14 protein-coding genes are annotated in these 13,555 nt (G+C 39.4%); 12 read left to right on the top strand and 2 right to left on the bottom strand.

What is annotated here, in order from left to right:
• Positions 1–137: 137 nt before the first annotated feature.
• From JN080_RS04080 to JN080_RS04060, 5 genes are all read left to right on the top strand, one after another.
• Positions 138–881 (top strand): YqjF family protein, encoded by a 744-nt coding sequence (locus JN080_RS04080; protein ID WP_256234632.1) that lies wholly within the window; start codon positions 138–140, stop codon positions 879–881.
• 111 nt (positions 882–992) lie between these two features.
• The gene (locus tag JN080_RS04075) at positions 993–2,558 is read left to right on the top strand and encodes a spore germination protein (RefSeq protein ID WP_256234631.1); all 1,566 of its coding nucleotides are present in this window, start codon (positions 993–995) and stop codon (positions 2,556–2,558) included.
• A gap of 32 nt (positions 2,559–2,590) precedes the next feature.
• On the top strand, positions 2,591–3,781 hold the full coding sequence (locus JN080_RS04070) for a Ger(x)C family spore germination protein (RefSeq protein WP_256234630.1): 1,191 nt from the start codon (positions 2,591–2,593) through the stop codon (positions 3,779–3,781).
• Positions 3,778–4,002: a hypothetical protein gene (locus JN080_RS04065; RefSeq protein WP_256234629.1), complete on the top strand. Its 225-nt coding sequence runs from the start codon at positions 3,778–3,780 to the stop codon at positions 4,000–4,002. The genes JN080_RS04070 and JN080_RS04065 overlap by 4 nt, the downstream gene beginning before the upstream one ends.
• A 50-nt stretch (positions 4,003–4,052) precedes the next feature.
• Positions 4,053–5,153, top strand: coding sequence for a GerAB/ArcD/ProY family transporter (locus JN080_RS04060; RefSeq protein WP_256234628.1), 1,101 nt, complete (start codon positions 4,053–4,055; stop codon positions 5,151–5,153).
• Positions 5,154–5,221: 68 nt separating this feature from the next.
• Here JN080_RS04060 and JN080_RS04055 read toward each other — a convergent pair whose 3' ends face one another.
• Positions 5,222–6,559 (bottom strand): amino acid permease, encoded by a 1,338-nt coding sequence (locus tag JN080_RS04055; protein ID WP_256234627.1) that lies wholly within the window; start codon positions 6,557–6,559, stop codon positions 5,222–5,224.
• Between the two features lie 197 nt (positions 6,560–6,756).
• Here JN080_RS04055 and speD point away from each other — a divergent pair, with 197 nt between their 5' ends.
• The 3 genes from speD to JN080_RS04040 all read left to right on the top strand — a co-directional run bounded on the left by speD (position 6,757) and on the right by JN080_RS04040 (position 8,531).
• A complete protein-coding gene (speD, locus tag JN080_RS04050) occupies positions 6,757–7,575 on the top strand; it encodes an adenosylmethionine decarboxylase (RefSeq protein WP_256234626.1) in 819 nt (272 codons plus the stop codon).
• A 194-nt stretch (positions 7,576–7,769) separates the two neighbouring features.
• A complete protein-coding gene (locus JN080_RS04045; RefSeq protein ID WP_256234625.1) occupies positions 7,770–8,186 on the top strand; it encodes an SRPBCC family protein in 417 nt (138 codons plus the stop codon).
• The gene (locus JN080_RS04040; RefSeq protein ID WP_256234624.1) at positions 8,187–8,531 is read left to right on the top strand and encodes an ArsR/SmtB family transcription factor; all 345 of its coding nucleotides are present in this window, start codon (positions 8,187–8,189) and stop codon (positions 8,529–8,531) included.
• A gap of 83 nt (positions 8,532–8,614) precedes the next feature.
• On the opposite strand, the gene JN080_RS04035 is transcribed toward JN080_RS04040, so the two are convergent.
• Positions 8,615–8,836, bottom strand: coding sequence for a DeoR family transcriptional regulator (locus JN080_RS04035; protein ID WP_256234623.1), 222 nt, complete (start codon positions 8,834–8,836; stop codon positions 8,615–8,617).
• 507 nt (positions 8,837–9,343) lie between these two features.
• Between JN080_RS04035 and pepV the strand changes: the two genes are divergently transcribed.
• The 4 genes from pepV to JN080_RS04015 all read left to right on the top strand — a co-directional run bounded on the left by pepV (position 9,344) and on the right by JN080_RS04015 (position 13,473).
• Positions 9,344–10,759, top strand: coding sequence for a dipeptidase PepV (gene pepV, locus JN080_RS04030; protein ID WP_256234622.1), 1,416 nt, complete (start codon positions 9,344–9,346; stop codon positions 10,757–10,759).
• A gap of 28 nt (positions 10,760–10,787) precedes the next feature.
• Positions 10,788–11,654, top strand: coding sequence for a D-amino-acid transaminase (dat, locus tag JN080_RS04025; protein WP_256234621.1), 867 nt, complete (start codon positions 10,788–10,790; stop codon positions 11,652–11,654).
• A gap of 239 nt (positions 11,655–11,893) precedes the next feature.
• On the top strand, positions 11,894–12,469 hold the full coding sequence (gene thpR, locus JN080_RS04020) for an RNA 2',3'-cyclic phosphodiesterase (RefSeq protein ID WP_256234620.1): 576 nt from the start codon (positions 11,894–11,896) through the stop codon (positions 12,467–12,469).
• A gap of 23 nt (positions 12,470–12,492) precedes the next feature.
• Positions 12,493–13,473, top strand: coding sequence for an NERD domain-containing protein (locus tag JN080_RS04015; RefSeq protein WP_256234619.1), 981 nt, complete (start codon positions 12,493–12,495; stop codon positions 13,471–13,473).
• Positions 13,474–13,555 lie beyond the last annotated feature (82 nt).

The following is a 13,555-nucleotide window of genomic DNA, read 5'->3' as shown; positions in this document are numbered from 1 at the left end:
GATATCTTCTTTTCTTATTGTTTCCAAAAAATGAAAAATTGAACATCATTTAACCATATACCTTCAGAATGCAAGGAATGGAACTTTCATTTTTTACCAAACTAAGAACAGATGAAAAAGAGGGGGTTTGATTTTTCATGAACTTAATGAATGATATTTCCCATCGTCCTTGGCCTCTGCCTTCAAAAAACTGGATTTTGCGACAAACATGGAACGATCTTTTATTTGTTCATTATCCTATCCCAGTTGAATTACTGCGGCCGCATATTCCCGGTTCCTTACAAATAGACACCTTTGACGGAACCGCATGGTTAGGTGTAGTTGTATTCGTTATGGAAGGAATTTATTTTCGCGGATTGGCAGCCGTATCACTTACTCCTAAATTTACGGAAATAAATGTAAGGACATATGTGCATTGCAATGGAAAACCAGGTGTTTATTTCATGTCGCTTGACGTCGGGAACTTGGCTTCGCTACTAATCGCAAAGAAATGGTATCGTTTACCTTATCAGCCTGCACAAATATCCATTCAAAAAGAAGGGGAAAGCTTTTATTGTCAAAGTCTGCGGAAAGGAAAAATGAAAATTCCAATAGCCTTTGAGGGAAAATATGTTCCTCTTTCGGAGGTTTATCTTCCCGAAAAAGGAACAGTTGACCATTGGCTTACAGAGCGCTATTGCTTTTTTAGTACGAATAAAAGGGGCAGCGTCTTTTGTGGGGAAATTCACCACCGGCCTTGGCCGTTGCAAAAAGTGAAGGCGGAAATCGTTCGAAATACTCTATTTACTCCCTTTCAAGTTGACGTTGAAGAAGAAAAAACGATCACTCATTTTTCAATGGGAGTAGAGGCATTTTTTTGGAATATCAAAAGAATAAAATGAAAGTATTTTTTTGTGTAAAAGTACTTCCATAATATGTAAAAAATTTAATAAATAACCAAGTATAGGGGAACATAGTAAGCAGTTGGCGGTAAATAAAATGGAGGGACAAGCTTGATCCGTAATGTAAATAAATTGCTAAGTAAATCAAAAAAACAACCTGAGCAAAAAAATGTTCCAAAGCCACAGGGGGCCCTCTATGAAAATTTCGATCAAAACGTAGAAGCATTTCGTTCTATTTATAGTAAGTGTTCTGATGTCGTGTTCCGTTCATTCGTTCTTTTTGGAAAAAAGAGGGCAATGATTATTTATATAGAGGGACTTTCAGATATTAAGGGAATCGATGAATATGTCCTGTCACCACTTATGCAGGAGACAGTCTTTGATATAGAAGCATTAAATGAGTTTCCCGAAAATAAAGTACCTGTTTCTAACGTGAAACGAGTGAATATGCTGGCGGATTGTATTGAGTCTATTTCATCAGGAAATCCCATTCTTTTGTATGAAGGGGAGAATGACGGTTTTTCCTTAGGATTGGCTAAATGGGAAAAGCGGGGGATCGAGGAACCTTCTGCAGAGGCAGGAATCAGAGGACCAAGAGAGGGATTTAATGAATCTTTACAGATAAGTACTTCTCAATTGCGCCGGATTATTAAAACCCCTGCCCTAAAAATGCAATCCATGAAGATCGGAAATTATACTGGGACCAGGGTAATTCTCGTCTATATTGATGGACTTGCAGAAAAAACATTGATTAATGAGTTAACAAACCGACTGAATCGAATTAAGATCGACGGAATCTTAGAAAGTAATTATATCGAGGAAATGATTGAGGACAACCCGTACTCACCCTTCCCGCAGATCCTGTCAACAGAACGGCCGGATACCGCTTGTGCAAACTTACTCGAAGGAAGAGCAGTGATCCTGGTAGAAGGAACCCCGTTTTGTTTAATCGCTCCTATTTCCTTCTTTTCCATGCTTCAATCACATGAGGATTATTATCAGCGCTTTATGGTTAGCACGTTTATCCGTTTGCTTCGCTATGTTTTTCTTGGCATTTCTCTTTTGCTGCCTTCTTTGTATGTAGCAATTTTGTCTTTCCATCAAGAGATGGTCCCAGGCACATTGCTGTTAAGCATATCAGCTTCAAGGGAAGCAGTCCCTTTTCCTGCTGTAGTCGAAGCCCTGCTCATGGAAATTACTTTTGAAGCCTTGAGGGAGGCAGGGGTTCGTTTGCCGAAGCAGGTTGGTGCTGCTGTCAGCATTGTTGGGGCACTTGTCATTGGCCAGGCTGCCGTACAAGCAGGGCTGGTTTCAGCTCCAATGGTCATTGTCGTTGCCATTACAGGGATTGCTTCCTTTATGATCCCACGTTATTTTGCCGGAATAGCTATTCGGCTGCTGCGGTTTCCAATGATGCTGCTTTCCGCTACTTTGGGATTGCTTGGAATTATGATGGGGATTATTGCCATCGTCATTCATTTATGCAGCTTGCGTTCCTTCGGTGAACCCTATTTAGCGCCCGTAGCACCGCTAAAACGTAAGGAATTAAAGGATTTATTGTGGAGATCTCCTTGGTGGATGATGGATACACGTCCGCATTTTACAGGGGAGTTTGACTTATATCGTCAAACTGCTGGACAGAAACCAAATCCACAAAATGGGGACGAAAAGGTGTGAATGATAGAAGAAAACACTAGAGGGGGAAATACATGAAACGTCTCTTTCTTTTGCTCACTGTTTGCGGATCGATCTTTTTTTTAAGCGGCTGCTGGGATCGGGTGGAAATCAATGATTTGGCGATTGTAACAGGCGCAGCAATTGATAAAAAAGGAGACAACGATGTCGAACTGACTATCCAAGTGTTCCTTCCGAATGCAATAAGCAGCGGAGGCGGCCAAAGCGGCGGGGGAGGTTCTAGTGGTGGGGCGCTTACAATAGTAACGTCTGAGAAAGGAATCAATCTTGCCGATGCACTGTCAAAGGTTCAAGGAAATTTACCTCGAAAAGTGTTTTGGGGACAATGCAAAGTGTTTATATTTGGAGAAAGGCTGGCAAAAGAAGGAATCCAAAAGCAGGTGGATTTTCTGCTCCGCCATCCGCAAACGAGGGAAAGAGCCTATCTATTTGTTGGTAAAGGGAAAGCAAGGCAGTACCTTGAATCGACGCCTAAACTGGAACGAACTTCATCAGAAGTAATCCGGGAACTAGCTAAAGCAAGGATCGGGATGGATGCCACAATGAAGGATATGGATGAGATGTTAATGGGTAAAGCTCAGGCTGCTGCATTGCCCTACCTTTTACCGAAAACATACAAACAAAAGCCAAAAGAGTCAATCTTGGTTCCTAGAATTTTTGGAACAGCCATTTTTAGAAAGGATCGAATGGTGGGGACCATTACCGAACGAGAAACAAGAGGGGTAATATGGCTAAAAAATGAAATTAAAGGATATACAGTGAATGTAAATCCTAAAAACACAGCTGGGGATGTGTCTTTAGACCCTGTCTCGGCTCGTATTAGGCTGATTCCGGAAATTCAAACTGGAGAATGGAAAATGAAAGTGCAGGTCAAAACAGAAGGAACAGTTGTGCAAAACCGAACGAATTTTAGCATTTCAGATCCCCAATTTCTTAGGATCGTCGAAAAAGCGTATCAAGAATCGATTAAAAAACGTATTCATCTGGCTCTTCAACCAGTACAGCATAAACTGAAAGTGGATATAGTAGGCTTCGCAGATGAATTCTATCGGAAATATCCGAAACAGTTTAAACGAGTCGAAAATCGCTGGGATGAGGTGTTTCCAAACGTGAGAGTAATACTTGACGTTGAGGCCCATATTCGCAGACAAGGTTCAATCATCGAACCGGGGGGATTGCCTGAGGATAAGGTGAAAGAAAAGTGAGATGGGGAGCGTTTTTTAGTACAACGATCATTATTGCTGTGATCATTTTGTTTCAATGGCCGAAAATGAAACAACACCCTAAAAAGGACAAATGGGCGTTTTTCATGCTGTTGCTTATCGGTTGGATGCTATCTATGTTCGATCTCCCAAATATGCCAGGACCCCTTACATGGATCGAAGAACTATTTAAGCCTGTTGGACAGTTTATGGAAAAGAAATGACTTTGACTGAGGAGTGATTTCGTCCATACGGTCATGGAAAGGAGAAAGATATGGAGAAAGGAAAAATTTCATCCCTTCAAATGGCCATCTTGATGTATCCTGCCATTGTGGCAACGATAATCATTTCGGTTCCAAGCATCACAGCAAAATATGCCGATAATGATTTATGGCTAACTCCCATTTTGTCGAGTTTCATCGGGTTTGTCACGGTGTATATAACATATAAATTGCACAACCTTTATCCAAACAAAACGGTTATCCAATTCAGTGAACACATCATGGGCCGCATTGCGGGGAAAATGGTCGGATTTTTCATTTTGTTTTTTTATATCCAATCTACGGGGCAAATCTTAAGAAGTTATAGTGAATTACTTGTCAGCTCTTTTCTGTTTAAAACTCCTATTAGTGTGATTATGGTAACGATGATTTTCCTATGTGCGCTTGTTGTTCGTGGTGGAATAGAAGTATTAGGAAGAGCAGCACAAGTGTTTATGCCTGCTTTTATCGTGCCGCTCTTTATTTTTTTCATTTTATTAAGTCCTGAATATAATGTTAAAAATATATTCCCCATATTGGGGGAGGGAATAATGCCCCCAATTAAGGGTGCAATTGTACCGGGTGGATGGTATGCAGAATTTTTTCTGATGACTTTTCTCCTTCCTTATTTAGCGGATGTAAAAAAAGGAAAAAAGTTTGGGATGATGACGGTTTTTGCCGTGATGATGACACTAGTTGTAGTAAACCTTATGGTTCTTATGATACTTGGACCAACCACGGCCACATGGAATTATCCTCTGTTAACCGCTGGTCGATATATTGGTATTGCTGACTTTTTTGAAAACATGGAATCCGTCGCCATGGCTATTTGGATAGTAGGGGCATTTGTCAAAATCTCCGTATTTTTTTATGCATCCGCTATAGGGACCGCGCAGTGGCTGAATCTTTCGGACTACCGGCCCGTTGTATGGCCATTAGGTATTTTGTTTGTAGAGTTTGGCTTTTGGTCGATACCAAGCTCAACGGCATTTAATCATTTTTTAACGACGACACTCCCTTTTTTTGGACCATTCATACAGACCATCATTCCTCTCTTTTTACTTGTTGTCGCGGTTGTTAGGAACGGTAAACGTAATGGAACCAAAGCCAGTTGACAGGATAAGTTAAGCTATTAGATTGTCTCTAACCAAAAAAGGACCGGGCAGTTTTTGCCCGGGTTGTCTTATTTGTTTCTATTAATAATAAAGGAAAGAATAATAAGTACCACGACTGTAACAAGACATACGATTGAACCAATTAAATTATCTTTATTAAACATAAAAGCAACCACAATAACAGTAAGTGAAAGCATCGCTAAAATATTTGTATATGGGTAGCCTTTTAATTGGAAGGCAGGTCTCCTTTTATAAACAGGACGAAGCTTTACTTGGGAAGCACAGATGCAAATCCAAATGATCATGATTGTAAAACCAGGTATGGACATTAAATAACCAATGACTTGATTTGGTGTCATATACGCTAAAAAAACACCAATTAAGATACAAATACTCGTGATCATAATACCCATAATCGGAGTTCCTGTCTTGGATGTCCGTGCCAGCACTTTTGGCGCTTCACCACTTTGGGCCATTGAATACAATGTGCGTGATGTTGCATAAATACCAGAGTTTGCTGCAGAAAGGACAGCGGTTAACAGCACAAAGTTCATGATATTTGCCGCACCAGGCAGACCTGCATAGCTAAATACTTGAACAAATGGACTATCCTGTCCTGTTACTTGATTCCAAGGAATGATTCCACAAATAATCAGAATCGGGAAAATATAAAAAATGATGATTCTCCAGATCGTGCTTTTGATAACTTTCGGGAGAACCTTTTCGGCATCTTTCGTTTCGGTTACGGCCACACCGATTAATTCAGCTCCCCCATAGGAGAACATAACAACGAGAAACGCATTCAATGTTCCTTGGATTCCGTGTGGGAAAAATCCGCCATGGCCCAGCAGATTAGAGATCGGATTATGAATAGGGCTTGGAACAATGCCAGCGAGCAGCAATGCGCCTAAGATAATAAAGGCAACTAATGCAACAATTTTAATGCCTGCAAACCAAAATTCCGTCTCCCCATAATATTTTACCTGAAATAAATTAATGCCAACAATGACCACTGCGCAAAAGAAGCTTAATAACCATAACGGTGCAGATGGAAACCAAAACTGCAAAAAGCTTCCTGCTGCTAATAATTCAACAATGGTTACAATGACGTAATTGATCCAGTACAGCCAGCCGACGATAAAGGATGTTCGAAAGCCAAATGCTTTAAGGACAAGATGCTGCACGTTTAAATTTGGGTAAACAATCGCCATTTCTCCTAAGGCAGCCATAACAATAAACAGCAGCAGCCCGCCTATTAGATAGGCAACGACAACACTAGGTCCGGCCATACTTAATGTATCGGAACTCCCCTTGAAAATTCCCGTTCCGATCATACCAGCCAAAGCAATAAATTGCACATGCCGCGGCAATAAACCCCGTTTTAAAGCCTGTTGTTTTTTCTCCATGAAGTCAACCCATCCTAACTCAGTGTTTTCACTTCTTTTTTACATAAACGCTTTTAAGTATTAAAGAATATTTCTATATTAATATATCATTTTTTGGTGGGATGTCAACTTGGCTAAAGTTTGTTTTTTCTTAACTAGATTGGGGAAAATAAAAATATTTACGTGCAGTATGAAAATAAAACCAAGGGGGAAAAAACATGAAGCTAACCCATCAGAAACGGATTGAATTACATGGCTTTAACAATTTAACGAAGACCTTAAGCTTTAATATGTACGATATTTGTTATACAAGGACAAAAGAGGAGCGTGAAGCCTATCTGGAGTACATTGATGAGCAATACAGTGCAGACAGATTAACAGGCATCCTCTCACATGTATCTGATATTATTGGGGCGCATGTATTAAACGTGGCAAGCCAGGATTTTGTACCTCAAGGGGCGAGTGTGACCTTCCTCGTTTCAGAAGGACCTGTTGAACATATACCGAATGAATCATTTGAGGAATCACCGGGTCCGCTTCCTGAATCCGTCGTTATGCAATTAGATAAGAGCCATATCACAGTCCATACATATCCCGAATACCATCCTGATGAAGGAATTAGTACGTTTAGAGCCGATATTGATGTATCGACATGCGGGGAAATTTCCCCACTTAAAGCGCTGCATTATCTTATTCGTTCGTTTGATACGGATATCATGACAATTGATTACCGAGTTCGCGGCTTTACCAGGGATAAAAACGGTCATAAGCTGTTTATTGACCACGATATTAGTTCGATTCAAAATTATATCCCGGATAACATTATTGACTTATACGATATGATTGATGTGAATGTCTATCAGGAGCATATCTTTCATACAAAATGCAAGCTCCGGGAATTTGATCTCAATAACTACCTGTTTGGATATACGAAGGAGAAATTAACACCTGAAGAAATTAACGAAATTACAGAAAGTCTGAAGTGGGAAATGGATGAAATATTTTACGGGAAAAATATCGAATATGACGTCCACTAATTTTCGTTTCCGAGGAAATTAGAAGTGATACTTGGTTGGTATCACTTCTGTATAAATAATCTAGCTTGAAATGAAACCAAAAGGTGTTATAATAGCGATTGTGAAACCAAAAGGTTTCACAATTATGAAGTATTTTTAAAAAATATATGTTTAGAAAATCGAAAAAAATATGAACACAAAAGGAGAAAAATAAAATGGGACAAGAAACATTGCAGGATATCCGTCACACAGTCGTTTATAATGCTCCAATTCAAAAGGTTTGGGATGCGGTTGCTACATCGGAAGGTTTAGGCGCTTGGTTTATGCCAAATGATCTTCAACCGGTAGAGGGACATGAGTTTCATATAAATGCTGGTCAATTTGGAATATCACCGTGTAAAGTAATCATAGTGGATCCTCCAAAAAAACTTGCATTTAACTGGGGAAAGGATTGGACACTTACGTTTGAATTAAAAGAGCTTGGCGATAAAACAGAATTCACCCTTATTCATTCCGGCTGGGATGCAAATAAAGTTACAGAGTTTGGGGCCCCACATACACCGATACGTAACAACATGGACCAAGGATGGGCAGGGCTTGTCAAAAAACTGCAAGCATTTGTTGAGGCGTAAATGTCTTCTTCTCAAGCAAAGCACGATGTATTTCAAGCTGTTGCAGATCCGACACGCCGTAAGCTCTTAAAACTGTTAAGCAAAGAGGAAATGTCTGTCACTGTGATTAGTGATCACTTTCCGATGAGTCGGACCGCTGTCTCGAAGCATCTTCATATTCTAGCAGATGCAGGACTAGTGAAAGAGAGAAAAGCCGGCCGGGAAACAAGGTACAGTCTTGAGCCGGAGCCTTTGCTGGAGTTAAGAGATTGGCTGAATTATTTTGAATTATTTTGGGAAAATAAGCTGACCGCACTTAAATCTTTAGGCGAGTCAGACCAATCGGAGATAAAAGAAAATAAATAAATATAAGAAAAAAAAACTAGCACGCGGGTTTAGTCGCGTGCTAGTTGCCATTTCTAGTGAAATGGCAATACTAAATAGATTTGTTAAGAGGATAATTTTACTTTCTTCTGTGTTGTCGTCCATTTTCCACGACTGGGGCTTATTACTAAGTCATTATAGGCTAAGACATTTAAGTCCCTTTGGATGGTGCGAGGAGTGATACCAAATTCCTCTACAAGTTCCTGTGTTGTCACAGTACCGTTTTTGTGGATAAACATGTAGATGCATTTAATACGGTTTAACATCCGGTTAGTTGAAGGTTTCAAAGAACCACTCCCTATCCTTTTTTCAAACCTATGGCAAATTCCTGCGACCGACGCCTCTTTGAAGAAAAATCTTCAACGTATGTAATTTTCTTTTTTACAGACAACCCCTTTTTATGGAACGCTGGCGTTCCATTCAATGATGTCCTACCTCTGATATTATTGTACCCACAATTTCTGAAAATTTCCACCATAATTATTAAGCTTATGTTAAAATATTCTAAATTCTTCTTAATTCCTCCTTCTAGATGTTTTACTATAGAATATGGATTTATAGTAAAAATATACCAAATTATTTGAAATTTTTGAAAATAAAATATTTTTATCCGTAGAAAGTAATGGGTAAAATACCAAAGGAATATTTTAAAGAGAATTCTAACACATGATTATCTAAATAACTAAGAGAATGGAAAGATTTCTTACATATTTTTTTGCTTAATAAAAGAAAATGGTTAAATTATTTGCAATAATAATAAAGGCACAACTATTTTCTTATAGGAGGATCCTCCATTGACCAAAATTGACTGGATGAGTGAAGTAGAAAAGAGAAAAGAAGCACTCATTATGAATGCACAAGAACTATTACATATTAAAAGTTTATTAGATGAAGAAAACGCTTCTCCCGACGCTCCGCTTGGTAAGGGAGTAAAAGAGGCCCTTGATTTTATGCTGAAACTGGGAGAAAAGGATGGGTTTACAGCAAAAAATGTTGGGAATCTGGCAGGTCATCTTGAATTTGGCGAAGGAGAGGAGCTGCTCGGAATACTTTGCCATGTTGATGTTGTCCCAGAGGGGGATGGCTGGTTAAGCGACCCATTCGCTGCTGAAATCCGTGAAGGGAAAATCTATGCACGAGGTGCATTAGATGATAAAGGACCAACAATGGCTGCTTACTATGCGATGAAAATTGTGAAAGAGCTAGGTTTGCCGCTGCAAAAGCGGGTTCGGATGATTATTGGAACAGACGAGGAGAGTAATTGGCGCTGTGTCAACCATTACTTTGAGAAGGAAGAAATGCCGACCTTGGGATTTGCCCCCGATGCCGACTTTCCCATCATCAATGCGGAAAAAGGAATTTCAGATTTTGACTTCGTTCAAGGAAAGAGTGACTATGAAAATCATGATTCATTGATGGAAGTTCAAAGCTTTCTGTCAGGAAGAAGATACAACATGGTGCCAGATTATGCAAAAGCAACTATTCGAATTTCTGAGCAGCAAACGGAAAAGGCTCAGGAATTTACTCATTTCATGAACCAATTTGGCTTAGAAAGTCAATATCAATTAGAAAAGGATGAGCTGAGTCTCGAAGTAAAAGGGGTTTCAGCACATGGCATGGAACCAAATAATGGTAAGAACGCTGGCTTGTTCTTAGCTGAATTCCTATCCAAGCAAAATATTGATGCACAGGCTGCACTCTTTTTTCACTTTGTTTCCCATTACTTTTTTAATGATTCAAGAGGAGTTAACCTTGGGGTTGCATTTGCTGACGATCTTTCAGGAGAAGTAACGATTAATGTTGGCAAACTTTCTTATTCGAAGGAATCTCGTGGAAAAGTAGGCTTGAATTTAAGATATCCGGTCACAAACCAAATGGAAGAGACAAAAGAAAAACTACAACAGTGCGTTAGCAAAGAAGGATTTACGATTGAAAATTTTACCGATTCAAAGCCACATTTCGTAGATGAAAAGGAATTCCTTATTCAAACCCTAAAGAAGGTTTATGAAGAGCAAACCGGGGAAAAAGCAGAATTAATGGCAATCGGCGGTGGCACGTATGCCAGATCACTTACGTCAGGAGTCGCTTTTGGCCCGCTGTTTCCCGGCAGGCCAGATATTGCCCATCAAAAGGATGAATATATTGTAATTGAAGATTTACTAAAGGCAACGGCCATTTATGCACAAGCAATCTATGAATTAGCAAAGTAAAGAATCATAACGGAGGAGATTTTGAAGAATGAAATGGGCTATTTTAAATGGAGATATCATTGAACGTTCGAATGCAAAGGTGGATGTGGAAGACCGGGGCTATCAGTTTGGGGATGGAATCTACGAGGTGATCCGTGTCTATAATGGAAAAATGTTTACAGCAAAGGAACATTTACAAAGATTTTTTCGAAGTGCCGAGAGTATTAACATTACATTAGGCTATAAAATCGAGGAGCTCACTGGAATGCTTGAGGAACTAATTTCCAAAAACAACCTACAGCTTGGTACTATTTACATGCAGGCTACTAGAGGTGTTGCTCCCCGAACCCATGCCTTTCCGCCTGGAGTTGTAACACCAACCCTCGTTGCATATACAAATAAGCTTCCGCGTCCTCAGGAAAAGTTAAGCAGGGGTGTTAAAGCCCATCTCGTAGAGGATATCCGCTGGCTGCGCTGTGATATTAAAAGCTTAAACCTGCTCGGTAACATATTAGCAAAACAAAGGGCTGCAGAGAATGGCTGTTATGAAGCGATTCAATCCCGCGGTCAGGAAGTGACCGAAGGCAGTTCATCTAATATTTTTATCGTGAATAATGAAGTGATCATTACACATGCATCTGACCAGCTTATTTTAAAAGGGATTACCAAAGATGTCATCCTTAGCGTTTGTGCGGAAAACGGAATAGCAGTTGAAGAGCGTACGTTTACATTGGAGGAATTAAAAGCAGCAGATGAAGTCTTTCTTTCTAGTACAACTTCTGAAGTTATGCCGGTGATTGAAATTGATGGGAACCAAGTAAACAGTGGTGTTCCAGGGACCATTACTAAAAGGCTTCAAGCATTATTTGAAGCTGAAATTACCCATCAGTGCGGGAGCCAAATGAACCAAAAATAAATACCATAACACAAAAGACGTGCTTAAACCAAATGCACGTCTTTTTGTGTTTACTTGATATAGTAAAGTTCATTGTTGTTCTTGCCATTATGTTGCTGGGAGCGGAAATCAACAGTTTTAACTGAAATGTATCATAAATAAATTCTTTTCGGAAATCATGCAAAAGATACTACTAGCGGTTTAAGCCAAAAATCCATCAATTTGCTAATATAATGTATAAGAAAGGAATTGAGAAACGAATGGAGCAAAAGACGCATTTTTTCTTTGCCGTAAAATTACCGGAAGATACAAAGCTTGCAATGAAAGAACATTGTGAGAAATTAAAGGAGACCCTTCCCTTTCACCGTTGGGTCCACCATCGGGATTTGCATATTACATTAGCTTTTCTAGGGTATGCACCTTCTGAAAAACTTGAAATGGCTGAAAAAAAGGCTGCAGAGAAAATTCTTGGATCAAAGCCAATCCAGTTGAGGATTGATCGTCTTGGCTTTTTTGGAAAACAAGATAGTCCTCGGATTTTTTTTGCTGATACTGAGGAAAGCAATGAGTTACAATTAATAAGACAGAAGGTATTTACAGCTTGTGATGAGGCAGGGTTTAAACTTGAAACAAGGCCGTTTCGGCCACATATAACATTAGCGAGAAAATGGGCAGGGGAGGAACCGTTTCAAAAAGATGCATTTGCAGTGTGGAAGGAACTCCAGCCGGAGCCGCTAGCATTTACAGTGACGGATATTGCCCTATATCAGACCCATCTAGACAAAACTCCAAAGTATGAAGCAATCAGATTATTTTCCTTAGACAATTCCAGATAAGGTAGAAGGCAGGAAAGATAGCAATGGGACAGTTAATAAAGCTTCAAGATTATATTTCGCGCTACGAGCAGGATATTTTCACGTATCCATCTCGGTTTGTGCGCTTGAAAAAACAACAATGGGAGCGGACGAGAACGAATTGGGAAAATGAAGGGGTAGATGCTGCCAATCTTTCCTTTCCGCAATCTTTACTTGAATGGGAAGAAGAAAACGAAAACGACAAACCAGCTTTTTTTAAAAAGTTAACTGGTTTATTTAAACATAATCAAAAAAAAAATAACCAAGATATAAATCAAGTGTTTCCAACTCCAAGCGAGGAGGACCCATTGGAATTTACTGCATCATTTTCCTATATGCCTGAAACAATTGACGAATTAAAACGGCAATTCTTAGATCAGCTTTATCGGTTTCAATTAAAATGGGCAAGTTCTACCGTATTGGAAAAATCTTTTATTCATTCAAAATATTATTTCGAAGAAAATTTAAAGTTCTTTCTGCAACGATTTCCTGATACGTTTTTAGTCCTTTACAGACCTGTCTTCCTTTTAAAAAAAGCACCGATTGAGGTAGAAGTGATTTTGTTAACCCCGACAGACGCGTGGTGTATCACTTTTGTTGAGGAGGAGGACTCGGCAGTTTTTGTTGGATCAAGTGAGCGTTTTTGGTTGAAACGTACAAATAAGGAGGAAAAGAAGATATTAAATCCCATGCTTACTTTAAATCGAACGGAAAGAATCGTTCGAAATATTTTCAAGATGCACGAAATTGATTTCCCAATACATAAATTATTAGTAAGCCGTAATGGGTATATTGATTATCCTTCAGCTCCTGTTGATATTGAAATTGCAGAAGCTCGGAACTTTGAACAGTGGTTTCAGTTAATGAGGTCCTTAAAATCACCCTTAAAACACACCCAACTAAAAGGAGCAAGGGTTCTCTTACAGTACTGTCAGACGACAAGCAATATACGAGCGGAATGGGGAATAGTGGAAAAGGATGAGTGAAGCAGGCAAGGACGATCTTATGAAAAAAGTATCCTATATTAGTAACTAAAAAGGCTTCTGCAAGGGCGATTGCCTATTTTAG

It is taken from the genome of Bacillus sp. EB600 (assembly GCF_024494385.1).
Classification (GTDB): Bacteria; Bacillota; Bacilli; order Bacillales; family Cytobacillaceae; genus JAEVLT01.
Note: the sequence above shows the minus strand (reverse complement) of the source record. Positions and strands in the feature narration are given on the sequence as shown.